Source organism: Candidatus Methanoperedens sp., assembly GCA_027460525.1.
GTDB lineage: Archaea > Halobacteriota > Methanosarcinia > Methanosarcinales > Methanoperedenaceae > Methanoperedens.
The window spans coordinates 1-24,695 of record JAPZAS010000016.1 but is presented as its reverse complement, the minus strand read 5'-3'; the positions used below and the strand labels follow the sequence as shown (position 1 = coordinate 24,695).

Here is a 24,695-nt window from a genome sequence, read left to right as displayed (position 1 = left end):
CCTCCCCTCCGAGCGCCTTCATCTGCGGTTCGTTTTTCGCTGGAGCGCCACAAATTAATCGTATCGAATTTATAAAAATTAAAGCGCTTCATGGAGTTTCAGCCCCCTCAACGCCTGCTAATGCCTCGACCCTCCCTCACGCAAACACACGGCGCCGCCAGACGAGCGAGGTGTGATGTTTTTTATAATATGACCGAGAGTGTTCCCAGTCCACTAAAGAAAATTAGGATTTTTGAAATGCACTGTCTATGAAATCTTTATGTTGCTTTGACCAGACTTTATTTGGTGTGGCTTTTATCCATTCAACATATCTGTCTATGAAATCCAATCGTTCCTTGAAATTGGTCTCTTTCTCCTTTTTTAATTCTTCTAGATCAATTTTCATCAAAACCTCCCAGGTATCTTTTAGCATTGTTATCTGAAACCTTCAGTTTGGTTAAGAACATTTTGAGCAATACAATATTTAAATTATTTTTGAAAAGCTTGAACAGGAACCGCGCATCTTCAATATCCTTTTCTGATCCCAGAAATAGCTTGTATGGAATCTGCAATTCAAGTGGAGATAGATATAATGACCTATCGGCAATTTTCACATGCCTTCTATTTTCAACAGAATATCTATCAAGGTCATTTTTTACAAATTTGAGTTCAATGTTCGGAATAAAACTTCCTTTTTTCGCCATTCGTATGGCATGATGATTTTTCAAAAAATCGTTATACACCTCATAAGAGTTATCGGTATTGAGGCATTCGTAGTTCTGCTCTATTTCTGACCAGAATTTTAAGAAATTCTCAAAGGATATGTGTTCGATCAAAATATCCACATCTTCACTTATCCTGCTTCGCCCAAAAAGAATAGCGACATACCCGGAAATAATTACATATTTTATATTATTCGTTTCCAGATGTTCTGTGAAACTTAATACGAAACTATCCAGTAAGGAAAGCTCCCTATTGAATATTATTGTATCCTCTTTGAATTCAATTTCCATCTATTCTTCCTGCTTCATTAGGCCGCTTTCTACCTTATTCATTATAACCATTCACATCTCTCCCTTAAATGCTTTATCCAGCACAGCCTGCAGCAGCGAGACCAGTTCAGCGCAGTCTCTGCCTAGAGGCGCCGATGCATTAAATTTGCGTTCATCGGCGTCATGCCCGCCGCTGTGCATAGACACGTATCTCCACGTATGGCGTAGCCATACGTGTGGGCGACGCCAACTGGCGCAACGGTTGACGTGGATGCGCCCTCCCGAGGCGCGACTCGGGGCGTTCATAAACCGAGACTTCGGTTTACGCAGTGTTGGGGTATGCGAAGCATACCCCTCGTTTGATAAAACTTTCACAAGTTTTTTCATCTGCGGTTCGTTTTTTGCTGAAGCGCCACAAATAAATCTACATTTATTTATAATAATAGGGGCGCCAAATATTCCAGCGCGCCCGGCACCCACATCCAATATCCCTGCGTCCTCCTCGATGAGCGCCCCGGCTGGCGTTAGTATAACAGGACAACTACTAATAATCGTAAGCCAATAACAATAGTACATGCTCTCATGGAGTATTTGAAAATGGCAGAAAATGACAAAGTTATAATATCCATCCATAAACCTGGATTGAGAGAAAAACTTTTCTTTTGCTTTTCCGGAATAATTGTCAGTATTCCTATTACTCTCTATGTCAATGTTTTCTCAAGCCATGCATGCTTTTTTTTGCCGGCATTTTCTGCGTTATGTTCGACTGTTCTCTTTACGCCTTTTATTGAGGAATTTGCAAAAGTTTACCCTCTTTTCTATCGCCATGGTGAGACTGAAAAATCAATTTTTACCCTCGGTTTTTTGACCGGTCTGGGATTCGGCATTACTGAATTTGTACTCTATGTTTTTGTAGAGGGAGCCCCGGTATCAGTTAGATTACCTGCCATTTTCTTTCACGCATCAAGCACTTCGATTACCGCCTTTGGCATCGCAACAAAACGACCGGCTTCATTCTATCTGATTGCTGTAGCACTGCATTTATTGAATAACTTTTCCGCCTCCACCGAGTTTTTCTGGCCAGGCGTGTTCGCGGCTTTAATAATCACCTATTTCCTTTCATGGTATCTATACCGCAAAACTTCAGAAAGAATCGTGAACTAGCGCTTGATTTCAGTATGTGCTCAACCAATGCAGGCGTCAAAAGATAATATCTATCGGAATTTCAAAAATCAAAAAAGCTTAATATTCATGAGATGCTGTTATTTTTAAATGCAGCTAAACAGGTGATTCGATGGAACAGGATAGATGGCTTTATCATAACAAACTGAAATGGAAAGGAGAGAAAAAGGCAGACCTCAAGTTCGTAGAGAGCAGGCAGGAAATAGAGGTTGCAACACCGCCTGAGTTCGCAGGTCATAAGTATATAATAAGTCCCCAGGACCTTTTCGTTTCCTCTGCAAACGCATGCTTCATGACAACGCTTCTTGGTACTCTCAAGGGCATGGAAGTGGAGCTAATATCGTATGAATCCGAAGCAGAGGGAATACTTGAGACCGTAGATAACATGAAGATATTCACAAAAATAATAATAAGACTAAAAATAAAAGCAAAAGAGACCGAAGATAAGCTCCGCTTAATCCTGAAACATGCAGAGAAACGATGTCTTGTCATGAACTCTATGAAGACGCAGGTAATAATAGAGCCAGAGATAGAGGCTGTATAAATAATGGGCAAGCTTTTCATAGACGATAATGCGCTCGGATTCATAAAAAAAGAGCTGGCAGCGGAGAATGCATCTGCCATGCGAATATTTACAAGCGGCGGATGCTGCGCTCGCTTTGAGATTACGCCTGTGAAAAAAGCGCTTACCGGCGATGTTATTTATAATCAGGGCGGAATTAATGTATATATAGAAAAGGAACTCTCTGAGAACACATCTGCCATAGGGATTAAATTTGATGAAAAGAAAGGATTGATTATAGAACTCTTAAATACAGGCAAACCCTTAAGTAATTTAATTCGTAATAATACGAATAATGAAGGAGATTAGATGATAGGTATTTCAAAGCTTTACTGCGGGACTGTCGAGCCCTCCGACGCTCTCAGATACGGGCGCGACTCAAGCAAGCTTCCCTCGCACTTATTGCAATTTTCAAAAGACAAAAAACCGGTTGTGGTATGGAACATGGGGAGGCGATGCAACCTCAAATGCGTCCACTGCTATGCACAGTCCCGCGATATCGAGTATAAGAACGAGCTTACCACGCAGCAGGGAAAAGACCTTATAGACGATCTGGCGCAATTCGGCGCACCGGTTATTCTTTTTTCAGGGGGTGAGCCCCTCATGCGTCCTGACCTTCCGGAACTTGCGTTGTACGCTCGATCAAAAGGAATGCGTGCCGTCATCTCCACAAACGGCACATTAATAGACAAAAAAGTGGCTAAGGTGCTGAAGGAAATCGGTCTTTCCTATGTTGGCGTTTCACTTGATGGCATGCGGGAGACCAATGATAAATTCAGGGGCATGAAAGGTGCGTTTGATCTTGCACTGGAAGGGATGCGCAACTGCCTTGCGGAAGGCATAAAAGTGGGCTTGCGCTTCACCATCAATAAGAAAAACGTTAAAGATATACCTGCCATATTTGACCTGCTTGAAAAAGAGAACATTCCCCGTGTCTGCTTCTATCACCTTGTGTATGCCGGGCGGGGCTCAAAACTGGTGGAGCAGGAGCTTTCACATGAGGAAAGCCGAAGAACGCTTGACCTTATAATGGACAGGACAAAGGCGCTGCATGACAGGGGCTTCCCGATCGAGGTGCTGACTGTTGACAACCACGCCGACGGTCCTTATGTTTATTTCCGCCTCCAAAAAGAAGACCCCAAGCGCGCGGCAGAGGTCTTTGAACTCCTCCAGATGAACAAAGGAAATTCAACAGGCATTGGCATAGCATGCGTATCGTGGGACGGCTCAGTCCATGCCGACCAGTTCTGGAGACATTACTCCTTCGGCAACGTCAAGGAGCGCAAGTTCAGCGAAATCTGGATGGACACAGAAGACAAACTTATGGCAGGTCTTAAGAACAGGAAACCGCTCATAAAAGCAAATGCAGATAGGTGTGCACGATGCAAATGGTTCGATATCTGCAACGGAAATTTCCGCGTGCGCGCTGAAGCAATATACGGCAATGTATGGGCTGACGACCCTGCCTGCTATCTGACAAAAGGGGAGATAGGTTACTACGAAACAGAGTAGCCCTATCGTTTCTTTGGCATTGCCGAGGGCGCCTTCTCAAGCACGGTTTTTAGCGATATCTTCTCACTTCCCCTGAATAATTCCATCGCGACCCTGTCACCCACCTTGCGTTTGTTCATGACTTTTATCAGGTCCCTGACATTGTCGATTTCAACATCATCCATCCGAACCAGAATGTCTCCTATCCGGAGGCCTGATTTGTCAGCTTCGCTTTTTGGTATCACATTGGTAACCATTACCCCTTTTTCAACAGAAAGTTTGTAGTATGCCACCATTTTGGGATTGACATCCACCGCATTCATACTTATCCACGGCCTGATTATCTCGCCGTGCTCCCGCAACTGCTGCGCTATCCACATGGCCGGCTGGATAGGGATGGCGAACCCAATGCCCTGGGCATAGGGTATGATAGCGCTGTTGATTCCTATCACGACACCTGAACTGTTAATAAGCGGCCCGCCGCTGTTGCCGGGATTAATGGCAGCGTCTGTCTGTATCAGTCCTTCCATGAATGTAGCTTCTGTCTGTATGGACCTGTTAAGCGCGCTCACAACACCTGCCGTGACCGTGGGGCCCCCGACAAGACCTAACGGGCTGCCTATTGCGATTGCCATCTGCCCAATCTTGAGATGGTTATTCATTGCCATCTCTGGCACTGGCAGGTTACTGGTCTCGATATGGACAACCGCAAGGTCCATTATTGTATCGATGCCCCTGAGTTCTCCCGGAAATGTCCTTCCATCCTCAAGCGACACTTTTATCTCCTGCGAGCCAAGTACCACATGGGCATTGGTCAGTATCCATCCCCCTTCATCGATTACAAAACCCGAGCCAACGCCTGGCACAGGATGCACATGCAGGTAAGCATCTCTCATCAACTTTACTTCACTGATGTTCACAACGCTCGGTATTACCTTTTCCACAGCCGCAACAACGGTATCGTCAAAACTTGTCATATTTATTCCCCCTTGAATCAACAGTTCTTGAATTTCAACCAATGATCTTCTTACTTCTTCTTAAACCGCATCAATATATATTGTTATTGAAACCTTTTCGAAGCAACCGGCCAAAAACGGTTATTTCTCTTAACAAGTTCGATTGCTATATCAAAAGCTTTACCCAGGGAAAATAATTTTTTGTATTCAATCCATCACTTCTTGTCTCAGTAATAGATACGCAAGGCCAAGTCCGGCAATACTATACACAAGAAGAGGCAGCAGATATTCCACAAGCACACCTTGCTGGTAGATAAGCACCGAATCAAGCGCCTTGATACCCATTGTGATCGGGAGGGCATTGCCCAGCTTTACCATCAACGCTGGCATGGTCTCAAAGGGGAAAAACACACCTGAAAGGAAGAGCATGGGGATGCTCAGCACCAGGGATAAGAGCATAGCTGTATTCTCAGACTCGGCGAATGTTGCAAGCGCCATTCCTATACCGATAAAAGCAGCTGAATAAACAAGGATAACGAGGAACAACCCGCCCAGCTGGTTGGCCGGGATTACAATACCATAAAGCAGGAAGGCAACAACTATCATGATAATCCCCTGAAGCAATGCAATGAGGATAAGAGCGGCTGTCTTCTCAAGGATGAAACCCTGAAGGGAAATAGGTGTAAGCAGGGTCCGAATCAGGGTTTTCTTTGACCTTTCCTGGACTATGGTTATGGAAGCCAAAAGGAACGATATGAACATCAGCACGATGGATATGATCCCGGGCATCAGGAAATCAAGATATGACCTGTCCTTGAACACTACCTCACTTTCAAGTTTTATGGGTGCGGCTACAGCGCTTGGTGATCTTGATATCACCTCGCCCAGCACACCTTTTGTCGTGTCGATGTTGTTTACCAGGCTGCCTGTACTGTTGGACATATCGGCCGCGAGTTTATCCATCTGGGCAGAAACGCCAGCTGATTGGTTCTTGACATTTTCCAGGGCAGAAATGGATGCCTCGATATTCGATATATTGCCGTGGATATTGGATATCTCGACAGTGTAATTGCCTATGGATTCCTGCATGCTTTGAAGTCTTTCATCAGTCTTACCCAGTGTATCATGCAATTCGGCGCTTTTCTGGGCTACAGTATCAAGACTGTTGTAAAGTGAGGTGATGCGTGCTGTCCTGTTGAGTATCTGGGCTCGTGTATCCTGAATCTGCTGGATGGTATTTTTCAGGGATATGCACTGCAGCGCTGTCGGGTCGGCACAGGTGAGATTATACGTTGACTGCAGGCTCGTCTGCATTGCCAGCAGTGAAGCATCTGTCGAATCTATATTATCCACCACGAATTTAAGGTCGTCTCTTAACCCGGCGGTATCATTATAGATTGAGGTCACGTTTTTATCCAGTTCCTCCAGGTCTTTGCGCGTAACATTGATCTCTTCTCTGCTTGTTTGAAGCTCGACACCCATCCTCTCCAGGGTATCTTTCATCACGCCTGTTGACTCATTCAGGCTGGATGCATTGATTCCGTTAAGGGAAGAGAGCACATCCTGGGTATTATTGTTGAGATTTGCTATACTGCCATTGATCAGCAATACCCCCTCTCTCAAAGGGTTAAGTTGAGATTCCATCTGCCCCAGGTTATCCCAGAGCCTGCTGATAAAGGCAAGTGTGAGTTCATACGACATTTTCTCAGTAGTGGTAAGGAAAAAAGTCGAAATGACAGGCGCTATCTGGACTTTTGAATTATCAAGGTACAACTGCATAGCTTGGGTCTCATTTTCCGGGATGAATATCCCTGCGCTGTACTTTCCAGTCCTCACCCCCTCCTGGATAACAGCAGGATCGCTGGTGTTTTCCTTAACGATAATGAACATCTTGCTATTGTTCAGGTTCTCGATTATATTCTTCCCGAGGTCTGACCCGCCGCCAACACCCAGCTTAACACCCTTGAGACCTTCATCGGATGCTCCGGAAAACACCGACCCGATCAATACCATAATAAGTATCGGCGCAATGAAGATCAGGAGCAGTGTCTTCCTGTGGCGGATATACACCTTCAGGTCTTTTTTGATAATCGTTCCGCCACTCAATGCCATTCCTCCCCCGCAGCATGTATGAATACATCCTCAAGGCTTGGTCTTGTGGATTCCACGTTCTTTATTTTCTCGCCTTCCGTTTCAAAAATCTCAAAAATTGTTTGAATGGGCAGCTCATTCCTGAGATTTATTTTCAACCCTTTTTCATTAACACTGCATGATACTATGGATTCCAGCGATTCAATCTTGCTTTTTAGTATCTGATAATTGCCGGGTGTGCTTGTTATCAGGATGACATGCTCTCCTGCTGCGTTCTTTAGCTCGCCGGGTTTTCCTTCGACAACGATTTTGCCCCTGTTCATTATCAATATCCTGTCGCACAGCAAGTCCGCTTCTTCCATGTAATGGGTTGTGATAAGGATCGTTGTACCTTCCCTGTTCACGGCCCGGATGGTGTCCCATAAGGCTTTCCTTGATACAGGGTCAAGCCCCACACTGGGCTCATCCAGTATCAGCGTCTCGGGTTTATGGATAAGCGCGCAGGCGATATTCAACCTTGTCTTCATTCCTCCTGACAGTATGCCCGCATAGCTTTCGCTCTTTTCTGATAGATGCAGCATATCCAGTATTTTGTGGCTCCTTTTCTTAATTTCAATGACCGGAACGCCGTATAATGAACCGAAATACTGCAGGTTCTCATTTATGGTAAGCTCATCATAGAAGCTGTTCTCCTGCGGGACAATCCCGATAATCGAAAGCACTTCTTTCTTATCCAAGACCACATCAAGACCTGATATATAGGCATGACCTCCTGATGGTCTTGTCTGGCATGAAAGCACTTTGATCAACGTCGATTTACCGGCCCCGTTGGGTCCCAACAGACCAAATATTGTTCCCTTTTCAATCGTCAGGGAGACATTATCCAGAGCCGTGAAGTTCCCGTAATTTTTTGACAGGGAACGAATCTCAATTATTGGTTCCATGACTAACTCAAAATTTTTCCAAAACCCAATGGCTGGGCATCATTCTCTTCAAAGAATATATCAGGCTTACTATTTAAAACTTTTTTATCGGATAGTTTCCATTCCTCATAGCAGCATATTTCTTTTTTCTGGCATCGAGTAAAACCATTTAAAGAATGAACAATATGTAAGTGTTCAATGGTCAAAGTTGACAAATTCATCCACGAGAGCATCGAGAAGATTAAAAATAATGTCAAAGGCAGGGCAATAATAGCCCTATCCGGGGGAGTTGACAGCTCGGTCTGCGCGGTGCTCGCACATAGGGCTATAGGCGAGATGATCACGCCTATTTATATTGACACCGGGCTCATGCGCAAAGGGGAGACCGAAAGGATAAGAAAAATCTTTTCCGATATGAACCTCCAGGTTATAGATGGAAAAAAGAATTTCCTCAGGGCACTAAAAGGCTTGACAGACCCTGAGAAAAAAAGGAAGGCTATAGGCGAGGCGTTTATCCGTGAATTCGAGAAAGAAGCCCACAAGCTCGGCGCACGATACCTGATTCAGGGAACTATATACCCTGACAGGATTGAATCTGAAGGCGGGATAAAGAGCCACCATAATGTTGGAGGTCTTCCTTCGGTGATCGATTTTGAGGGCATAATTGAACCGCTGGCAGACCTCTACAAGGACGAGGTACGCGAAGTGGCAAGAGCTCTGGGCTTGCCCAGGGAAATCTCGGACAGGATGCCGTTCCCTGGTCCCGGGCTTTCGGTCAGGATAATAGGCGAGGTGACGGAAGAAAAGCTTGACGTGGTGAGGGAGGCGAATGCCATCGTGGAGGAAGAGCTTGTGGAAGAGTTCGTTCCATGGCAGACATTCGCTGCGCTGCTTGAAAAAGGAACCGGGGTAAAAGGTGATATCAGGGTGCATGGGTGGATAATCGCAGTGCGTGCCGTGAGTTCGAGGGACGGCATGACGGCAGAGGCAATGGAACTTCCGTGGGAAGTCCTGCGAAAAATCCAGTCGCGTATCACAAGCGAGATACCCAATGTTTCAAGGGTGCTGTATGACCTCACGCCCAAACCGCCCGCTACAATCGAGTTTGAATAAGATATGTCACTTACTAAAGTTGTGCGGGATATCCGCGCAAGACAGAAAGTCAAATTTAATCCGCCTGATAAACCAACTGCTGTCTGGACAGGCAAGGACTTGCTCGACGGCAAGCCTGTTTCTTCGCTTACGATAATTTTCCAGACTCAAGGATGTCGATGGAATAACTGCACCATGTGCGGGTACGTGTATGACAGCGCACAAAAACCTCCTTCGCATGATGAACTTATGAAGCAGTTTGAATATGCAATGTCGCGCTGCAAGGATGATGAGTTCATTGTAAAGATATTCACCTCGGGCAGCTTTTTAGACGATGGCGAGATTGCTCCAGAGACAAGAAAAGAGATGCTTTCGCGCCTCAGAGCAGATTTAAGGGTTAAAAAAGTGATTGCTGAAACGAGACCCGAATATGTTACAAAAGAGAAATTATCCGAATCCATCGCGGCTCTTGGCAAGAGATTTGAGGTCGCAGTCGGGCTTGAAACCACTAATGACATGATACGTAAGGATTGCATCAATAAAGGTTTTTCGTTCTCGGATTTTATGAGGGCAAGCGAGGTTGCAGGGAAAGAAGGTGTGACAGTCAAAGCTTACCTGTTGTTGAAACCGCCCTTCCTTTCAGAGGGGGTTGCCATTAACGACATGATAAATTCCATACATGACGTTGCGCCTTATGCCGGAACAATATCCATCAATCTCTGCAATGTCCAGAAGGGGACGCTTGTGGATGAGATGTTCGAGCGCGGGGATTACCGCCCTCCGTGGCTGTGGAGCGCTGTGGAAGTGCTTAAAATGGGAAAGGAAGCATCTCCCGACACCGTCATAATGTCCGACCCGGTGGGCGCAGGTTCGGCGCGCGGTCCCCATAACTGCGGGGAATGCGATAAGGATGTGGCAGAAGCAATTCGGATTTTCTCGCTGACGCAGGATACCGGCGTTTTTGCTAACCTTGACTGCGAGTGCCTGGAACTGTGGAAAAAAGTTGTTGAGCTTGAGGATTTTACCTTTGGGGCGCCGATGGTGAAATAGTCATCTTTAATACACCTACTATCCACATTAACTATACCTAATCTCTGGTGTACCATGAACACAATAGGAATTAAAGCACGTCAAATAAGAGAATTAACTGAAGGCTATAAAGCGACAAGGATTGAAGATAAAGAACTTGCGGACGAATGGGATACAACCTCTGGAGATGGAATTGAAAGTTGTAAAGATTCACCTTGATTTTAAATAAAAATTTACTCTTTCAATCCATTATCAGACATAACAATTAAGGCAACGAGCATGTAATTAACATCATGCAAATCCTCGTCCATGTCTGCTGCGCCCCATGCTTCACATACCCCCATAAGCGATTGCTTGAGGAGGGGCATGACATAACGGCTCTTTTTTATAACCCGAACATTCATCCTTATTCAGAATATAAAAACAGGCTTGGCTCACTTGAAACGTATGCAGAGATGAAAGCAACAAAGGTGATCTATAAAAATTATGATATGGAGAACTATCTTCGCGGTGCGCTTGCATCTGATGAGCGGTGTAGATTCTGCTATACTTACAGGCTCGCCGAAGCTGCAAAAACCGCTGCTCAATTAGGATTTGACGCCTTCACAACCACCCTCCTCATCTCGCCCTACCAGAAGCATGAGATGCTTGCAAAAATAGGGAAAAAAACCGCGGATGAATACGGCATCGAGTTCTATTACGAGGATTTCAGGGAAGGATACAGGGAATCCCGGGAGATTGCAAGAGCTCTCGGACTTTACATGCAGAAATACTGCGGCTGCATCTTCAGCGAAAAAGAGCGGTACCTTAAAAAAGGCAGTGTGCTCCCATGAGAATACTGGTCGCAGAATATGCAGTTGGCAAAGGCATGGACGGATACATGCTTGAAGGAAGAGCCATGCTCAACGTGCTTGTTCGCAGTTTTGCTTCATGCGGTCACGAGGTATTTTACCCGACCGCAGGTGAGCGGCTCGGCACAGGAAAAGCCGTGATTACGGCAGGGTTTGAGGCTTCCATTGAAAAATTATCAAAAGAGTGCGATGCCGCCATGGTTATTGCACCTGATGAGATGCTGGGAGACCTGACAGAGATTGTAGAAGAAAACACCGAAAACCTGGGATGCCCCTCTTATTCCGTGCGCCTCTGCGCTGATAAACTCAAATGCACCCGCGCACTTGAACAGGAAAAGATCCCCGTTCCAGAGACTGTTGAAAAGGAATACAAGGGAGATTTCGTGATAAAACCAAGATACGGCTGCGCTTCTGAAGGAATACACAAAAGCCATAGCGGTGTGCTAAAAGAAGGTTTCATCGCCACGCGGTTTATTGAAGGGGAGCATATAAGCGCCAGTATAATCACAGGCAGAACACAGCTTCCACTCACGGTCAACAGGCAGCTGATAGAAATTGGAGACAGGATTTCTTATAAAGGCGGGATAGTTCCGTACTACTGCGACAGGAATGACGAGATTATCGACGTTGCTAAAAGGACGGCAAAAGTCCTGGGATGCCGGGGATATGCAGGCGTGGATATCGTGCTCGGGGACAAGCCGTATGTTGTGGACGTAAACCCGAGACCCACGACGTCCATCATCGGGATAGCAAAAGTTCTTGAGACTGAAATAGCGGAGCTGATTCTCAAGGCAAGATTCGGGGAACTCCCTGCACATGTTGATGTAAAAGGCAGTTTCACCTTTAAAAAAGAAGATCTATTTTGTCTTTAACGAGGCGCCGAGATAAAAAGCCCCGAGTATGGTGTTGAACCAGTACGACGCCAGCCTGTAAAGCAGCGTCGCAACTACAGCCATCTCCTTAGGCACTCCGCTGTATATGAAAAGCACTGCCATGGTGCCGTCCACTATACCAAGACCCCCGGGAAGAAAAAGAGGAACCCAGCCGCTTATCATCGAAATTGTGTAGGTGATTATCAATACACTGATATGGATGTGCGCTTCGCCCAATGAAAGAAATATGGAGTATATTGCCAGAATATCAAAAATCCATCCAAGGTAAGAAAATACGAGGGCTTTGGCTATGCCGTATTTATTATTCCCGATATTCTTAAGACCGCCATGGAAAGAGTTTATCGCTTCCTCAACAGCATCACCGTATGCCCTGTGGTCAAAACCCTTTTTCACAAATCCAATGAAAGGAGCAAAAAACCGGATTGACGAATGGACAAACGATGAAAACCTGTCTTTCCTGATATAGAAATATATGATAAGACCGAATGCAGAAAAGGCGATTAAGATTGCGAACACCAATGCAGCGACTTCCAGTGTTCCAAGTTTAAGCCCGGGTATGGTAAAAAGAAGCCAGATGCCAGCGCCGCCGATGGTCAAAAAAGGGAACATGTTAAGCATCCTCTGCGACACAACGCCTGCAAAACATTCCGCCCTGCTCGTACCCGTTTCTTTCCCAAGAAGCATGGCTTTCACAGGTTCGCCGCCTGTTCCGAATGCAGGAGTGATGTTGCTGATAAATGACCCTGCCATATAGAACTTGAACAATTTATAAAAACTGATATTTTCTGTGGCAAGGAATCGCCATGTGATCGTGTAGGATATGAGATTTAATAAATTGAAAAAAACTGCAAGCAGGATCAGCGGTTTATTGGCGCTTCCTATTAAAACGAAAAACTTTGCAAATCCTATCTCGTTTGCGAAAATTGCAAAAACGGCTGCACCGATTAAAGCCACAAACCAGATATTTCTTGTTTTGAACCTTTCCATGAAATCCTCTCGATACCTGCCGCAGTAAATAAAATTGCTGGCAGGCTAACAAATGATTTAAATAGATATAAGTAATCTTTTATAATGCCTTGGATGTTCAAATTTGAGGTAGAGGGTACATAGAAATGCCAAGTACAATGAGTGAAGATCAATTATTTAAAGCATTATTAAAGAAAAAACCAGAAGCGCAGGTTCCAGCAAAAAAAGAGCCCCAGAGACCAGTTCCTGCGGCAAAGCCTGTCGAGGTTTACAAAGAGAAAGAACCGGTTATTGAAACACCTCCTGTTAAACCTCTGGAGACCGAGCTTATTGTAGAGGAAATTAAAACCCTCACTTCCAGCGTAAATATGATGTACGGGCTGATTAAGACGGTATTATTGCCTGTGCTTGTGTTGATTCTCATTGTGGGAATTGCAATCCTGATGAGAACTAAATAGTAACTGCAACCATGGAATGGCAACCGGGGCGCATATCTGCGTTCATCCGCGTTTATCTGCGGTTCCTTATATTTTCAATGGACGTGAATAAAATAAGACTATTACAGTTTCAACTACCATTCTTCAATTTTAATTTGTATTTTAGTATTTCATCGAGATTATCGGTGTCTATAACTTCAATACCCACTAATTTCAGTTTATTTTCTTGATATAATCTCTCTTTTACTCTCCTCTTTTCAGGAGACTTTGTATGAATATCGCCCCAGAATTCTATGTATGTATCATAATCTGGAAGATACCAATCGCAGTACATTAATTTCAGGATTGGAACTTTCTGTTCTACCTGATGTTTAATATTATTGCTGTGAAGCCAATTATCAATTAATACTTCACCGATTGATCTTACAAGGTCGCCATCCACACATTTTTTGCTACGAGGTATTTGTTCTTGCATTGTCTGCATGATGTATAATTGCTCACAGTCAGAACATCGAATTTTGGAAGGTTTTGTTCTTTCTCCGCACATTGGACATTTATTTATTGTATCCCCGTCGTATCCATCTATGGGTTCTTTAATTATTAACCCGCAATTTTCTGTATATTTATACAACTCATTATAGGTTTTTACATTTTTAAAAAGAGCATATCCACCGATGATTATGAATTTCTCTTTAGCTCTGGACATCGCAACATTAAATAAATTATCGCCATTTGAACCATCGAAAAGTGGACCGAAGCCGTTTATCCCTTTTCTATACTTTACTGTAGAGAATATGACTATCTCCTTTTCTTGGCCTTGATAAGTATGTACAGTACCGCAATCAACATCTGGGAGTTCTTCTGTTAGATGTTCACGTTGTGCTCTATATGGGGTAACGATTGAAATCTTGTTTCTTATCTCTTTTCCGTATTCGTGCTCAAACTTGCTGATAATATTTTTTATAAATATTATCTCAGGTATATTATACGAAGATTTTCCTTCAAATTCTGTTTTAAAATTTCTTTTAAACAATACAACAGGATTTTCTGCGCTTAAAATAGCATCATTTGTATTTTTTAGAATACCATGAATTTCGGATGGACTCTTAATTCTGCCATCATAAAATTGGTTACTTATGAAATCTGCTATCTTTTTTTTCATTCTGTACTGATTTTCCAGCATTATTAGGCAATCTTTTTTGTAATATTTTTTATAAAGAATCTCAAAAATACTGCGCTTAATTTTAGGATGTTTTCTGAGGAAGGATTTTATTTCTGAAGAGTTTTCTTGAATTATAGGAGGAAGTTGCTTATGATCTCCTAAAAAGACCACTTTGCTTGAGCGAGTTAATACTATAGCTGCGCTTGGCAAATCTATAGCTCCAGCCTCGTCCATTATAACAAGATCAAAATTAATATTTTCAAATATACTATTTGCAGTTTGAATATTTGTAGTTAATATGGCGAGGTTTTCATTGAGAACTTTTGCTTCTATATTTTTAAAAGCCACATTTTTATCTTCATGTAGTTTATTAAATCTGGTCTTAGTTATTTTCAGATTTTCTTGACACTTTGTTATATTTAGTTTAAGATTGGATGTCGATTGCTCCATATTTTTTATTTCTTTAGATAATTCATTTTTTTGCGACAACAGTTTACCTAATTGGCTTTGCAGTTCTGTGTTTTTTTTGATCCAATCTGAATGTTGGAATATTCTTTTATATAACGAAATGAAAACTCGCTCTTCCTGTAACTTTTTCTTTTTTAATACAGCTATTTCATTGTCCAAGCTGCCAATTTTCTGGGAAATTAATTCTCTTTTTTCCTTGGAATTTTTAAATTGCATCTCAATTTGCTTAATTTCAGCTTCAAGAGAAGTTTTTTCATTTTCAAGAATACTGGACTTTTTATTAATTTCTACTTCTAATTCAATCTTTTTGGATTTAACCTGCTCCTCAAAAAGAATACTTTTGTATTTATCTCTGTATTCCTTTTTCCTCAAAGATGTATCCCCATATCGAACCATCTTCTCTATTTTTCCAAAAAGCCTTTTTGCTACAGTATCAACAGCCGCATTAGTCCAACTACAAACAAGTATGCGAGGTTCTTTATTTTTCTCTTTCAGATAGTTTCTACTGTAATTAATTACCACCTCAGGTATTACTGTAGTTTTACCAGTGCCAGGCGGTCCCCATATCAGATAAAAATCCTTAACACCTACAGCAAATCGAATTGCATCTTTTTGTTCTTCATTGAGTTCGCAATTCTCAAATGAACAATTTGCATAGCAGCTATTTGGGATGTCTTCGGCTGCAAATAGATAGTTTCTAACAGTTTCATAGCGATTTTTCTGTAATTGCTCTAAGGCAGCTAATTGACGTTTTAAAATAAAGCTCAAATCAACTTTTATTGAAGCATTTCTGATAGTATTTTTTGTATCGAGATTTTTCTCTTTTATCCAAATAGAAACTTGGCGCTCGGATAAATCCACCAAGTTACATTCTTTTCTCTGACCGCTTATTTCTATCCAATAGTCTCCATGTAGATTTTCTAATTTTTTTACGCTTCCAACGCTTATTTCGAAGTTATAAATAGGATATTCATTCCAAAACTCAGTGAATGTGCCGTTGCTTATAGGAATATCCCGTGTATTTGGATTCTTTAATTGAATATTTATAAATTCGATATAGTTTTCTATCCCGGTTGCTGAACTATCCGAATTTGATTCAATATCCACCATAGCAGTATTATGTTTTATTGATGGGTTATAAATGTATCACAAAAACAAAATTTTAATTTAAACATTGTAACGTTAACTTCAGGGAGTTCATGTACCTGAATACTGGCTTGCCATCACCAATGACATCTTGATCTGTTCATTGGCGTTATTTTTTACCATATCCCCATGACCCGGGTACATAACGCTGACATCCAGGAGGGTGAGTTTCTTTATTGATTCTATTAAGCGGGATGCGCTTCCGCCATATAGGTCCGTGCGTCCGAAGCTTCCATCCGGGAATACGGTGTCGCCTGAAAAAAGGGTTTTTGAATCGGCATTGTAAAGACAGATGCTGCCCGGTGTATGCCCGGGTGTATGGATGACCAGAAGTTCATCGAAAATCTCACCGCCTCTTAAGAGAATATCAGGCGAAATTCCCGGTGCCTTTTCCCCGAATAACTGTGCCGCACTTGCGTGAGAGTTTTTAAGAAGCGCTGCATCATCTTTATGTATGGCAATTCTCGCACCCGTGACTTCGGCGGCGACTCCTGCCCCGCCTGAATGGTCATAGTGGCAGTGAGTCAGGATGATGGTTTCAAGCTGCTCAGGCTGGATATGCTTTTCAAGTTCGGAGATTACAGCAAGTCCGTCCATTCCTGCATCCACCAGTATAATCCCATCCACCAGATACGCATTTGCATCATAGTTACCCAATTTTATAACCTTCATAAACCTGAAAAAGCATATATAGTAAAACAGCTATTTAAATGTAGCTTCATCAGAAGGAGGCTATAAAAACATGGTTACTGATTTAAAAGCATTTGCAAAAGCAGCGAAACCATCCGTTGCCATTGTGGGCTTAGGTGGTGCAGGTTGTAATATAACAACATGGATAGCAGAGAAAGGTATTACGGGCGGCAGGATAATTGCCGCAAATACTGATGTGAATCACCTTTATGTTCAAAAAGCGGATAAAGTGATACTACTTGGAGAAAAACTGTGCAAAGGGCACGGATGCGGTGGCTACCCTGAAATGGGCGCCCAGGCGACCAAGGAGAATATTGTAGAATTGAGGGCAGAACTTGAAGGTTCAAATCTTGTATTTTTGGTGGCAGGACTCGGGGGAGGAACAGGAACAGGCGCCATGCCTGTGGTTGCAGAACTCACACGCGAGCTCGGTGCTCTCACAATCGGGTGCGTGACCATCCCGTTCACTATCGAGATGGCAAGAAGGGAGAAGGCAAGAGAAGCAATTAATTTGCTCGCTCAATCCTGCGATTCGGTGGTAATAATTGATAACTCAAAATTAAGGGAAGTGGCAGGCAACCTTCCATTAAAAGAAGCTCTTAATGTTGCAAATGCGCTTGTTGGGGCATTCGTGAAGAACCTGACAGATACCATAACGCAGCCAAGCCTTGTTAACCTTGACTACGCCGATCTGCGTGCTGTTATGGAGCGCGGTGGAATCTCATCCATCGGTATAGGCGAAGGCGATGGGGCAGAGAGAGTAAGTAAAGCAGTGGCACAGGCAATCAGTACCCCGCTGCTTGACGTTACTGATATATCCGCAAGCTATGGAGTGCTTATCCATATCGTGGGAGGCGAAGACCTGACACTGGAAGAGGTGGCGGTCACTGGCGAAATGATAATGGATAAGGTGCCGAATACCAAGAGGATTATCTGGGGCGCAAAAGTGGACAATAATTTGACGGGAAAGGTCCGGGTGATGGCTGTTTTGACAGGCGTGGAAAGCCCCTTCGTATCAGGAAAGGTAAAGGAAGAACCAGTGGTTGAAGAACCAGAACCGGCGCCAAGACCTGAACCTCCAAAACCAAGACCTGCTCCAAGGGTGGAGGCTCCGAAACCGCAGCCCAAGATAGAAGAAAAGAAGGGCACCAGTCCTTATATCTGGATTGCAATAATCCTGATAATAATACTGATTCTGCTCTGGTATTTCTTTGGGCAGGTATAAGACCGCTGTTCCGGTTCAACCGGAACTTTTATTTTTTATTTCAAGTAAGTTAACGGACTCGCCGCGATTCGAACGCGGGTCCGCGGGTTCGAAGCCCGCTAGGATATCCTGGCTACCCCACGAGTCCATAGTTTAGCAGCGGGTTTTATAGTTTAACAGTGTATTAAATGTTTCTTGAAGGCTATGGTCATAACGCTGCTTTCAGATTTCGGGGATGTGTATCCAGCCTCCATGAAAGGCGTAATCCTTGGCATCAACCCGACAGTCAGGATAATGGACATATCCCATTCAGTACCGCCTCATGACATCCGCGCAGGTGCATTTATTCTAATGACCACTGCAGGATATTTCCCCTCAGGCACGGTGCATATCGCAGTGGTTGACCCCGGGGTTGGAACAAAACGCAGAGCCCTTGCAATCGTGGCTGAATCGCATGGAAAAGTGCATTATTTTATAGGCCCTGATAACGGTCTTCTGATTCCGGCTGCAAAAAGTCTGGGGGATTTTGAGGTGTATGAGATCACAAACAGGAATCTATTCCGAAAAAATATTTCCAGCACTTTCCACGGAAGGGATATTTTTGCACCGGTTGCAGCCCGTATCTCAAAAGGGTTGAATATCAGCGACGCTGGCAGGCAGATTTTTGATTTTGTAAATCTTGATTTTGGAAATGGAATAAAAAAGGATAATTCCTTGTCGGGCAGGATTATATTTGTTGATTCATTCGGGAATATCGTGACCAATATTTCAAAAGATCTGGTGGAGCTTCAACCCGGCGATATTCTTGAACTCGAGGAAAAGCATGTCACTTTCCACAGCTCATACGGATTTTGCAAAAAAGGTGAACCCCTGGCATTGATTGGAAGCCATGGATTCCTTGAGATTGCGATTAACATGGGAAATGCCGCTCTATACTTTGATAAAAAACCCGAAGACGAGATTGTTGTAAGAAAAATTACTTAAGCCAGCATACGGACTAAGCACAGATGAAACTTTGCGATTTTGATTATTATCTTCCGAAAGAACTGATTGCACAGTCCCCCTTAGAACCCAGGGATTCCTCGAGATTGATGGTACTGGGAAAAAATATCGAGCATCGATGTTTTTCTGATATCATAGGTTATTTTGAAGAAGGGGATACCCTTGTGCTCAACGATTCAGGAGTTATTCCGGCAAAACTCTCAGGTAAAAAAGCTACAGGAGGCAAAGTCGAGGCGCTCGTGGTTTCGAAAAGCAATGCTGGGTACGAGTGTTTGATAAGGGGCAAGAATATCCATGAAGGCGCAAGACTTTATTTCGGCGAACTTGAAGCCACAATCCTTGAAGTCAGAAAGAAAGAGTACACCAATAGATATCTGGTTGAGTTTAACTGCAACGGAAACCTCAACGATATTCTTGAAAAAATCGGGGACGCGCCCCTTCCGCCGTATATCAAGAAAAAGCTTGAGGACAGGAACCGCTACCAGACGGTATATTCCAGGGAAAAAGGCTCGATAGCAGCGCCCACAGCAGGTCTTCATTTTACAAATAACTTATTGAATGAGATAATGAACAAAGGGGTCAACATTGCTTACATTACTCTTCATGTGGGCATCGGGACATTCACTCCTGTTAAAACCCAGGACATTGAAGCTCACAAAATGGAGCCAGAATATTTTTCCATCAGCGCCGAAAGCGCAGACATAATCAATGAAACGAAAGGAAAGCTGATTGCTGCAGGGACAACCACTGTAAAGGCGCTTGAAAGCTCGTGCGTGGACGGGAAAATTGCCGCAAAGGAAGGATTCAGCCAGCTATTCATCTATCCGCCTTACAGTTTTCGCTCAGGAATCGAGGGGATAATAACCAACTTCCATCTCCCAAAATCCACGCTTTTAATGCTTGTGAGCGCATTTGCGGGCAGGGAAAAACTGATGGAGGCTTATAGTAGCGCCATATCACATTCATACAGGTTTTACAGCTTCGGCGATGCGATGCTGATTTTTAGGTAATATTTATGTCCAGAGAGCATTTCGGTAATGACTTCTCACCGCAGAGTCGCAAAGAACGCAGAGGTAAACAACGAAATGGTACGAACTCGATACGAACACGTTTGAGTTCATTTGAACTGGCGTTAATCTTTGCGTCCTCAGCGCCTTTGCGGTGAATTAAATCGGGATGGATATGTACGAATTAATTCACACAGATAAAAATACAGGTGCAAGAGCGGGCAGGCTGGCGACAAACCACGGGAGCATGGACACCCCGGCATTCATGCCTGTTGCCACAAAAGCTACCGTGAAGACGCTGACGCCCGAAGAGCTGCATGATATGGGAACACAGGCGCTCATCAGCAATGCTTTTCATCTGTTTCTTTCACCAGGGATGGAGGTAATCCAGAAAGCGGGGGGTTTGCATGAATTCATGAACTGGGAACGTGTGATATTCACGGACAGCGGGGGTTTCCAGATGATTCGTAAGGATTTTCCCTTCAAGATCGCGGATGAGGGGATTACCTACAAAAACCCGCGTGATGGGAAGAAATACTCCTATACGCCTGAAATGTGCATTGAAAACCAGAAAATTCTGGGAAGCGACGTTGCCATGATACTGGATGAATGCCCTGCCTATGGAAGTGAGTATTCCGCTGTCGAGGCATCGGTTGAGAGAACGATACAATGGGCGAAAAGATCGAAAACCATAGAGAAAAATGAAGGTCAGCTTTTTTTTGCAATACTGCAGGGCGGCGTCTTCGCAGAGCTTCGCAGGAAGTGTGCAGAGGCGCTTATCGAGATGGAGTTCGACGGCTACGGAATTGGCGGGCTTTCAATCGGCGAGCCAAAGGAAACAATGAACGAGGTATTGAAATACAGCCTTCCACTGGTGCCTGAGGATAAGCCGCGCTACCTCATGGGCGTGGGCTCGCCTCTTGAACTTTTTTCTGCAATAGAATCAGGTATCGATATTTTCGACAGCGCCTTCCCGACGAGGAATGCAAGGCACGGGACTTTGATGACCTCGAAGGGGAATGTGGACGTTGCAAGAGCTAAATTCGCTCTTGATTTTGCGCCGCTTGACGGGGAATGCGTATGTTATACATGCAGGAACTATACAAGGGCGTATCTGCATCACCTTTTCAAGGAATCGGAACTGCTTGCATTGAGGCTTGCCTCCATCCACAACCTGGCCTTTATCCAGTCCATAGTAAAGGGCGCGAGGGAAGCGATACTTGAGGATAGGTTTGCTACGTTCAAGAAGAGTGCGATAACAGGTTTCTCAGGTCATTAATAACCATAGAAAAACCCTCGTCACAAAAACTATAATTTATCACGCCGCATGCTGAGTTACCATGGAGCTTTCAAAAATAGTAAAAGAAATCCGTGAATTTGAAGGCGTTACCCGCAAAAAACCCATCGCCGACCTTATTAATATATTCGAGAGCGTTCGTTCCGAATACTCAAATGCTGTCGTGGATTTCGGGGACGATGCAGCAGTAATTGACATCGGCGGCGAGGATTACATCCTGTTCGCAGCAGACGGAATATGGGGTCGCCTCGTGAATGCAAGCCCATGGTGGGCGGGATATACTTCTGTCCTTGTCAATGTCAATGACATCGCTGCCATGGGGGGAAGGTCGGTCGCAATGGTCAATGTGCTATCCTCGGATGATAAAAACGTATGCAAAGAGATTATTCGCGGCATAAGGGACGGGATAGCCAAGTTCGGCGTTCCTATGGTGGGAGGGCATCTTCATCCCGACACCCCCTATACTTCGCTCTCGGTCGCCATTATCGGAACTGTGAAGAAAGGATGCGAGATCAGAAGCGGTACCGCTAACGCAGGCGATTCCATAATCGCAGCTTACGACATGGAAGGAAAAGTGGGACCGAATTCTCCCTACAGTTTTGATTCAACTACCATGAAAGAGCCCGTGGTTGTGCGTGAAAAATACAAAGTGATGCAGGTGCTCGGGGAGAGGAAACTTCTCACCGCCGGGAAGGATATCAGCAACCCGGGCTTGATAGGCACGCTTGGCATGCTGCTTGAGACAAGCGGAAAAGGCGCGAGGGTTGAGCTTGAAAGGATACCTTCGCCAAAAAATCTTGATTTTACGCAATGGCTGAAGATTCATCCTGCCACTGGCTTCATAGTAACTTCTTTACCTGAAAATGAATCAGAAGTGATTCGACTTTTTGAAAGCGCGGGATATACGGCAGTAAATATCGGTATTATAGAAGCTACATCACGGCTTGATATCTGCGATAAGGATAAGTGCGCCACAGTATTTGATTTCAAGAAAGACGTGGTGACAGGGATAACGCAGTGATTAATGACTTATATTAACCGCAGATAAACGCCCCGAGTCGCGCCTCGGGAGGGCGCATCCACGTCAACCGTTGCGCCAGTTGGCGTCGCCCACACGTATGGCTACGCCATACGTGGAGATACGTGTCTATGCATAACGGCGGGCATGACGCCGATGAACGCAGATTTGTTAAAATGGTACATTTACGCTAATTTTATAACATCAAAATATTTGGCTGTTCCCATTTTTCCACGGTCATTTCGTCTTTTCAAGATACGCTCTCACAGCAACCAAAAATTCTTCAGCCCTGTCAATATTTTTCTGCGCCGTCTCCTTTGTAATCTCTTCCATTGGTTCATAATCCCCTATCTGCCTCTGTTCAAAAGCCTCCACAAGATACTGATGAAACTTCTGCTTGAATATCCCGGTTTTGATGAAATGCTGCCCAAATGCAGCCACCACAGCCTGATGTTTTGAAAAATTCAAGCCTTTTGTCAGGAGGACAGCGCTTACCAGATAGAACATGGCGTAATAGGCTCTTGAAACAGCAAACCCGTACAATTCATCATCAAACAGGAGCCTTGCCCCCTTAATGCTGTCCAGAGCCTTCTTTAAAAGTGCCTCGGTTTCCTCATTCATACCGCCACTCCATCACGTTTAATATTTGAGATTAAAACGGTCTTTCTTTTACGCCAGTCTTTTTCCTTTATGGGAACAAGAGATATGAGGGTATCGAATTTCAGAGATAATGAGGACACAATATCTCCTGTGCGCTCGATCTCGGCGCAGGCATGGGAGAAATCTTCAAGGATTATAGCAATATCTATATCGGAATCACTTCTTTGCTCACCCCTTGCATAAGAACCAAATAGCATCATACTTTTGAGCTTGCTTCCGTACCTGTGTCGTAGCTCTTCCTTCAGCTCTTGAAGGATGTCTTTAATAGGTGATTCAGTTCTAGTTTTCTTGAGATTCCTTGTTTTCAATTAAATCACTGTTCTTTTATGAATAGTGTTTTACCCTATAATAGCTTGCTATGAATATTGCAGGCTTCGCATCCGCTTTCGGTAACATCCACGACTTCAATCGCCATCACAACCTCCCCGCCCACTCCATCATCCGACCCGCCCCGCCACCTCCCGCCGCGCCTCGACCGGAAGCTGCACGTCTTCAAGTCCGCAAGAAAAAAGCCCATCCCATCGATGCGGGCTTGAGGAGTTCGGCTCTAAGGGAATATTGCTGCTTCGGGAACATATCGGCGCGCCGGGGATTTAATAATTATAGAGTTATAAATTATTCTGCCCTCCTCAAAAAAGTGTTTAGGATAAATCCTGTCAAAAAGACACCCTCAGCATGTTCAGAATGCATAAAATTATGTGTGAATTATTTTATTATGTTAATACTTACTCGTTAAGTATCATATTTCAGGAAAATATGTTTTTTAATCCATCTCTTTCAATACCTGCTCCACCTGAATCTTCAATGCAGGCAGTTTTTCCTTGACCACTTTCCAGACAATCTCGTAATCAATCCCGAAATAATTGTGGGTAATTTTGTTTCTCATTCCCACTATATCTCGCCATGGTATGGAATTATATTTCGCCCGAACATCTCTGGGTATGTTTTTTATGGCTTCGCCTATGATTTCTATCTTTTTGACCACCGCTGTTGCTGTTTTATCATCCTTTATGAACTCCCCGTATTCCATTTTCCCGATAAATTCATCTATCTTATCAATAGCATCCAGTATGTCTTTTACAAAAAGTTTGTAATCACGGTTCATATTTTAATAGCCTCGGATAAGATTTGGTCTCTCAGTTCCCTTCTTATCGCCTGTTTCCTCACCACATCAACCCTGCATTTCAAGATTCCACGAAGCGACCGCTCTAATTTTAACAGGTCGAAAACATCAGGCAATTCATAGAAATCAACGAGTATATCAACATCGCTTTTTTCGGTCTGTTCCCCTCTGACATAAGAGCCGAATACACCGATCTCCTTTACTTTATATTTTTCTTGTAAAACCTTTTTACGCTTTTTGATTGCGTTTAAGATTTCTTCAAGCGTCTTTGTCATCTTTTACCTCGATCAGTGTAATGGAGCTTAAGCAGCTCTCTTATTTCCTCATTCATATCGCCACTCCATCACGTTTAATATTTGAGATTAAAACGGTCTTTCTTTTACGCCAATCTTTTTCTTTTATGGGAACAAGAGATATGAGAGTATCGAATTTCAGAGATAATGAGGACACAATATCTCCTGTGCGCTCGATCTC

General features: G+C 43.8%; 29 protein-coding genes and 1 tRNA gene. 15 read left to right on the top strand and 15 right to left on the bottom strand.

The window, feature by feature from the left end:
- Nucleotides 1-223 precede the first annotated feature (223 nt).
- From O8C68_05990 to O8C68_05980, 3 genes are read right to left on the bottom strand one after another with little or no spacing between them, the layout of a single operon-like run.
- Nucleotides 224-385 carry a hypothetical protein gene (locus O8C68_05990; protein MCZ7395351.1) on the bottom strand — a complete coding sequence of 54 codons (162 nt, stop codon included), beginning with the start codon at nucleotides 383-385 and terminating at the stop codon, nucleotides 224-226.
- On the bottom strand, nucleotides 375-992 hold the full coding sequence (locus O8C68_05985) for a hypothetical protein (GenBank protein MCZ7395350.1): 618 nt from the start codon (nucleotides 990-992) through the stop codon (nucleotides 375-377). Before O8C68_05985 ends, O8C68_05990 begins: the two co-directional genes overlap by 11 nt.
- Nucleotides 993-1,043: 51 nt before the next feature.
- Nucleotides 1,044-1,547 (bottom strand): hypothetical protein, encoded by a 504-nt coding sequence (locus O8C68_05980; GenBank protein ID MCZ7395349.1) that lies wholly within the window; start codon nucleotides 1,545-1,547, stop codon nucleotides 1,044-1,046.
- Between the two features lie 21 nt (nucleotides 1,548-1,568).
- Here O8C68_05980 and O8C68_05975 point away from each other — a divergent pair, with 21 nt between their 5' ends.
- From O8C68_05975 to ahbC, 4 genes are all read left to right on the top strand, one after another.
- Nucleotides 1,569-2,135 carry a PrsW family glutamic-type intramembrane protease gene (locus O8C68_05975; GenBank protein MCZ7395348.1) on the top strand — a complete coding sequence of 189 codons (567 nt, stop codon included), beginning with the start codon at nucleotides 1,569-1,571 and terminating at the stop codon, nucleotides 2,133-2,135.
- 130 nt (nucleotides 2,136-2,265) lie between these two features.
- On the top strand, nucleotides 2,266-2,697 hold the full coding sequence (locus O8C68_05970; GenBank protein ID MCZ7395347.1) for an OsmC family protein: 432 nt from the start codon (nucleotides 2,266-2,268) through the stop codon (nucleotides 2,695-2,697).
- A 3-nt stretch (nucleotides 2,698-2,700) separates the two neighbouring features.
- Nucleotides 2,701-3,024: a hypothetical protein gene (locus O8C68_05965; protein ID MCZ7395346.1), complete on the top strand. Its 324-nt coding sequence runs from the start codon at nucleotides 2,701-2,703 to the stop codon at nucleotides 3,022-3,024.
- Entirely contained in the window at nucleotides 3,025-4,227 is a 1,203-nt protein-coding gene (gene ahbC / locus O8C68_05960; protein ID MCZ7395345.1) for a 12,18-didecarboxysiroheme deacetylase, read from the top strand.
- A 2-nt stretch (nucleotides 4,228-4,229) separates the two neighbouring features.
- Here ahbC and O8C68_05955 read toward each other — a convergent pair whose 3' ends face one another.
- The 3 genes from O8C68_05955 to O8C68_05945 all read right to left on the bottom strand — a co-directional run bounded on the left by O8C68_05955 (nucleotide 4,230) and on the right by O8C68_05945 (nucleotide 8,197).
- Nucleotides 4,230-5,183 (bottom strand): trypsin-like peptidase domain-containing protein, encoded by a 954-nt coding sequence (locus tag O8C68_05955; protein MCZ7395344.1) that lies wholly within the window; start codon nucleotides 5,181-5,183, stop codon nucleotides 4,230-4,232.
- Between the two features lie 186 nt (nucleotides 5,184-5,369).
- On the bottom strand, nucleotides 5,370-7,274 hold the full coding sequence (locus tag O8C68_05950) for an ABC transporter permease (GenBank protein MCZ7395343.1): 1,905 nt from the start codon (nucleotides 7,272-7,274) through the stop codon (nucleotides 5,370-5,372).
- A complete protein-coding gene (locus O8C68_05945) occupies nucleotides 7,265-8,197 on the bottom strand; it encodes an ATP-binding cassette domain-containing protein (protein MCZ7395342.1) in 933 nt (310 codons plus the stop codon). Before O8C68_05945 ends, O8C68_05950 begins: the two co-directional genes overlap by 10 nt.
- A 177-nt stretch (nucleotides 8,198-8,374) precedes the next feature.
- Between O8C68_05945 and guaA the strand changes: the two genes are divergently transcribed.
- The 5 genes from guaA (at nucleotide 8,375) to O8C68_05920 (ending at nucleotide 12,020) form a co-directional block, all read left to right on the top strand.
- The gene (gene guaA, locus O8C68_05940; GenBank protein MCZ7395341.1) at nucleotides 8,375-9,289 is read left to right on the top strand and encodes a glutamine-hydrolyzing GMP synthase; all 915 of its coding nucleotides are present in this window, start codon (nucleotides 8,375-8,377) and stop codon (nucleotides 9,287-9,289) included.
- Nucleotides 9,290-9,292: 3 nt separating this feature from the next.
- A complete protein-coding gene (locus tag O8C68_05935; protein ID MCZ7395340.1) occupies nucleotides 9,293-10,318 on the top strand; it encodes an archaeosine biosynthesis radical SAM protein RaSEA in 1,026 nt (341 codons plus the stop codon).
- A 54-nt stretch (nucleotides 10,319-10,372) separates the two neighbouring features.
- Nucleotides 10,373-10,516, top strand: coding sequence for a hypothetical protein (locus tag O8C68_05930; GenBank protein MCZ7395339.1), 144 nt, complete (start codon nucleotides 10,373-10,375; stop codon nucleotides 10,514-10,516).
- 74 nt (nucleotides 10,517-10,590) lie between these two features.
- Nucleotides 10,591-11,130 (top strand): epoxyqueuosine reductase QueH, encoded by a 540-nt coding sequence (locus O8C68_05925; protein ID MCZ7395338.1) that lies wholly within the window; start codon nucleotides 10,591-10,593, stop codon nucleotides 11,128-11,130.
- Nucleotides 11,127-12,020 (top strand): ATP-grasp domain-containing protein, encoded by an 894-nt coding sequence (locus O8C68_05920; protein MCZ7395337.1) that lies wholly within the window; start codon nucleotides 11,127-11,129, stop codon nucleotides 12,018-12,020. The genes O8C68_05925 and O8C68_05920 overlap by 4 nt, the downstream gene beginning before the upstream one ends.
- On the opposite strand, the gene O8C68_05915 is transcribed toward O8C68_05920, so the two are convergent.
- Nucleotides 12,006-13,028 carry a flippase-like domain-containing protein gene (locus O8C68_05915; GenBank protein ID MCZ7395336.1) on the bottom strand — a complete coding sequence of 341 codons (1,023 nt, stop codon included), beginning with the start codon at nucleotides 13,026-13,028 and terminating at the stop codon, nucleotides 12,006-12,008. The two genes, O8C68_05920 and O8C68_05915, sit on opposite strands and share 15 nt — an antisense overlap.
- A 125-nt stretch (nucleotides 13,029-13,153) precedes the next feature.
- Between O8C68_05915 and O8C68_05910 the strand changes: the two genes are divergently transcribed.
- Nucleotides 13,154-13,465, top strand: coding sequence for a hypothetical protein (locus O8C68_05910; protein ID MCZ7395335.1), 312 nt, complete (start codon nucleotides 13,154-13,156; stop codon nucleotides 13,463-13,465).
- Between the two features lie 109 nt (nucleotides 13,466-13,574).
- On the opposite strand, the gene O8C68_05905 is transcribed toward O8C68_05910, so the two are convergent.
- Both O8C68_05905 and O8C68_05900 read right to left on the bottom strand, forming a co-directional pair.
- A complete protein-coding gene (locus O8C68_05905) occupies nucleotides 13,575-16,184 on the bottom strand; it encodes an AAA domain-containing protein (protein ID MCZ7395334.1) in 2,610 nt (869 codons plus the stop codon).
- Between the two features lie 87 nt (nucleotides 16,185-16,271).
- Complete coding sequence (locus O8C68_05900) at nucleotides 16,272-16,892, bottom strand: MBL fold metallo-hydrolase (GenBank protein MCZ7395333.1); 621 nt, start codon at nucleotides 16,890-16,892, stop codon at nucleotides 16,272-16,274.
- 70 nt (nucleotides 16,893-16,962) lie between these two features.
- Between O8C68_05900 and ftsZ the strand changes: the two genes are divergently transcribed.
- A complete protein-coding gene (gene ftsZ, locus O8C68_05895) occupies nucleotides 16,963-18,135 on the top strand; it encodes a cell division protein FtsZ (GenBank protein MCZ7395332.1) in 1,173 nt (390 codons plus the stop codon).
- Nucleotides 18,136-18,188: 53 nt separating this feature from the next.
- On the opposite strand, the gene O8C68_05890 is transcribed toward ftsZ, so the two are convergent.
- Nucleotides 18,189-18,262 (bottom strand) — tRNA-Arg (locus tag O8C68_05890).
- A 56-nt stretch (nucleotides 18,263-18,318) separates the two neighbouring features.
- Between O8C68_05890 and O8C68_05885 the strand changes: the two genes are divergently transcribed.
- The 4 genes from O8C68_05885 (at nucleotide 18,319) to O8C68_05870 (ending at nucleotide 22,441) form a co-directional block, all read left to right on the top strand.
- A complete protein-coding gene (locus O8C68_05885) occupies nucleotides 18,319-19,098 on the top strand; it encodes an S-adenosyl-l-methionine hydroxide adenosyltransferase family protein (GenBank protein ID MCZ7395331.1) in 780 nt (259 codons plus the stop codon).
- 23 nt (nucleotides 19,099-19,121) lie between these two features.
- Nucleotides 19,122-20,126 carry a tRNA preQ1(34) S-adenosylmethionine ribosyltransferase-isomerase QueA gene (gene queA / locus O8C68_05880; protein ID MCZ7395330.1) on the top strand — a complete coding sequence of 335 codons (1,005 nt, stop codon included), beginning with the start codon at nucleotides 19,122-19,124 and terminating at the stop codon, nucleotides 20,124-20,126.
- Between the two features lie 172 nt (nucleotides 20,127-20,298).
- The gene (gene tgt / locus O8C68_05875; GenBank protein MCZ7395329.1) at nucleotides 20,299-21,402 is read left to right on the top strand and encodes a tRNA guanosine(34) transglycosylase Tgt; all 1,104 of its coding nucleotides are present in this window, start codon (nucleotides 20,299-20,301) and stop codon (nucleotides 21,400-21,402) included.
- Between the two features lie 61 nt (nucleotides 21,403-21,463).
- The gene (locus O8C68_05870; protein ID MCZ7395328.1) at nucleotides 21,464-22,441 is read left to right on the top strand and encodes a methanogenesis marker 2 protein; all 978 of its coding nucleotides are present in this window, start codon (nucleotides 21,464-21,466) and stop codon (nucleotides 22,439-22,441) included.
- A 234-nt stretch (nucleotides 22,442-22,675) separates the two neighbouring features.
- Here the strand turns inward: O8C68_05870 and O8C68_05865 are convergent, their stop codons facing one another.
- From O8C68_05865 to O8C68_05845, 5 genes are all read right to left on the bottom strand, one after another.
- A complete protein-coding gene (locus O8C68_05865; protein MCZ7395327.1) occupies nucleotides 22,676-23,059 on the bottom strand; it encodes a HEPN domain-containing protein in 384 nt (127 codons plus the stop codon).
- The gene (locus tag O8C68_05860) at nucleotides 23,056-23,406 is read right to left on the bottom strand and encodes a nucleotidyltransferase domain-containing protein (protein ID MCZ7395326.1); all 351 of its coding nucleotides are present in this window, start codon (nucleotides 23,404-23,406) and stop codon (nucleotides 23,056-23,058) included. Before O8C68_05860 ends, O8C68_05865 begins: the two co-directional genes overlap by 4 nt.
- Before the next feature lie 35 nt (nucleotides 23,407-23,441).
- Nucleotides 23,442-23,615, bottom strand: a complete 174-nt coding sequence (locus tag O8C68_05855) for a hypothetical protein (protein ID MCZ7395325.1) — start codon at nucleotides 23,613-23,615, stop codon at nucleotides 23,442-23,444.
- A 246-nt stretch (nucleotides 23,616-23,861) separates the two neighbouring features.
- Nucleotides 23,862-24,203 carry a DUF86 domain-containing protein gene (locus tag O8C68_05850; GenBank protein MCZ7395324.1) on the bottom strand — a complete coding sequence of 114 codons (342 nt, stop codon included), beginning with the start codon at nucleotides 24,201-24,203 and terminating at the stop codon, nucleotides 23,862-23,864.
- Nucleotides 24,200-24,496, bottom strand: coding sequence for a nucleotidyltransferase family protein (locus O8C68_05845; GenBank protein MCZ7395323.1), 297 nt, complete (start codon nucleotides 24,494-24,496; stop codon nucleotides 24,200-24,202). The genes O8C68_05850 and O8C68_05845 overlap by 4 nt, the downstream gene beginning before the upstream one ends.
- Between the last annotated feature and the right edge of the window lie 199 nt (nucleotides 24,497-24,695).

Excerpts from the sequence above, each read along its gene's own strand:
- O8C68_05990 (MCZ7395351.1), bottom strand. The coding sequence starts at position 385 with ATGAAAATTGATCTAGAAGAATTAAAAAAGGAGAAAGAGACCAATTTC.
- O8C68_05985 (MCZ7395350.1), bottom strand. The coding sequence starts at position 992 with ATGGAAATTGAATTCAAAGAGGATACAATAATATTCAATAGGGAGCTT.
- O8C68_05980 (MCZ7395349.1), bottom strand. The coding sequence starts at position 1,547 with ATGTACTATTGTTATTGGCTTACGATTATTAGTAGTTGTCCTGTTATA.
- O8C68_05975 (MCZ7395348.1), top strand. The coding sequence starts at position 1,569 with ATGGCAGAAAATGACAAAGTTATAATATCCATCCATAAACCTGGATTG.
- O8C68_05970 (MCZ7395347.1), top strand. The coding sequence starts at position 2,266 with ATGGAACAGGATAGATGGCTTTATCATAACAAACTGAAATGGAAAGGA.
- O8C68_05965 (MCZ7395346.1), top strand. The coding sequence starts at position 2,701 with ATGGGCAAGCTTTTCATAGACGATAATGCGCTCGGATTCATAAAAAAA.
- ahbC (MCZ7395345.1), top strand. The coding sequence starts at position 3,025 with ATGATAGGTATTTCAAAGCTTTACTGCGGGACTGTCGAGCCCTCCGAC.
- O8C68_05955 (MCZ7395344.1), bottom strand. The coding sequence starts at position 5,183 with ATGACAAGTTTTGACGATACCGTTGTTGCGGCTGTGGAAAAGGTAATA.
- O8C68_05950 (MCZ7395343.1), bottom strand. The coding sequence starts at position 7,274 with ATGGCATTGAGTGGCGGAACGATTATCAAAAAAGACCTGAAGGTGTAT.
- O8C68_05945 (MCZ7395342.1), bottom strand. The coding sequence starts at position 8,197 with ATGGAACCAATAATTGAGATTCGTTCCCTGTCAAAAAATTACGGGAAC.
- guaA (MCZ7395341.1), top strand. The coding sequence starts at position 8,375 with ATGGTCAAAGTTGACAAATTCATCCACGAGAGCATCGAGAAGATTAAA.
- O8C68_05935 (MCZ7395340.1), top strand. The coding sequence starts at position 9,293 with ATGTCACTTACTAAAGTTGTGCGGGATATCCGCGCAAGACAGAAAGTC.
- O8C68_05930 (MCZ7395339.1), top strand. The coding sequence starts at position 10,373 with ATGAACACAATAGGAATTAAAGCACGTCAAATAAGAGAATTAACTGAA.
- O8C68_05925 (MCZ7395338.1), top strand. The coding sequence starts at position 10,591 with ATGCAAATCCTCGTCCATGTCTGCTGCGCCCCATGCTTCACATACCCC.
- O8C68_05920 (MCZ7395337.1), top strand. The coding sequence starts at position 11,127 with ATGAGAATACTGGTCGCAGAATATGCAGTTGGCAAAGGCATGGACGGA.
- O8C68_05915 (MCZ7395336.1), bottom strand. The coding sequence starts at position 13,028 with ATGGAAAGGTTCAAAACAAGAAATATCTGGTTTGTGGCTTTAATCGGT.
- O8C68_05910 (MCZ7395335.1), top strand. The coding sequence starts at position 13,154 with ATGCCAAGTACAATGAGTGAAGATCAATTATTTAAAGCATTATTAAAG.
- O8C68_05905 (MCZ7395334.1), bottom strand. The coding sequence starts at position 16,184 with ATGGTGGATATTGAATCAAATTCGGATAGTTCAGCAACCGGGATAGAA.
- O8C68_05900 (MCZ7395333.1), bottom strand. The coding sequence starts at position 16,892 with ATGAAGGTTATAAAATTGGGTAACTATGATGCAAATGCGTATCTGGTG.
- ftsZ (MCZ7395332.1), top strand. The coding sequence starts at position 16,963 with ATGGTTACTGATTTAAAAGCATTTGCAAAAGCAGCGAAACCATCCGTT.
- O8C68_05885 (MCZ7395331.1), top strand. The coding sequence starts at position 18,319 with ATGGTCATAACGCTGCTTTCAGATTTCGGGGATGTGTATCCAGCCTCC.
- queA (MCZ7395330.1), top strand. The coding sequence starts at position 19,122 with ATGAAACTTTGCGATTTTGATTATTATCTTCCGAAAGAACTGATTGCA.
- tgt (MCZ7395329.1), top strand. The coding sequence starts at position 20,299 with ATGTACGAATTAATTCACACAGATAAAAATACAGGTGCAAGAGCGGGC.
- O8C68_05870 (MCZ7395328.1), top strand. The coding sequence starts at position 21,464 with ATGGAGCTTTCAAAAATAGTAAAAGAAATCCGTGAATTTGAAGGCGTT.
- O8C68_05865 (MCZ7395327.1), bottom strand. The coding sequence starts at position 23,059 with ATGAATGAGGAAACCGAGGCACTTTTAAAGAAGGCTCTGGACAGCATT.
- O8C68_05855 (MCZ7395325.1), bottom strand. The coding sequence starts at position 23,615 with ATGGGCTTTTTTCTTGCGGACTTGAAGACGTGCAGCTTCCGGTCGAGG.
- O8C68_05850 (MCZ7395324.1), bottom strand. The coding sequence starts at position 24,203 with ATGAACCGTGATTACAAACTTTTTGTAAAAGACATACTGGATGCTATT.
- O8C68_05845 (MCZ7395323.1), bottom strand. The coding sequence starts at position 24,496 with ATGACAAAGACGCTTGAAGAAATCTTAAACGCAATCAAAAAGCGTAAA.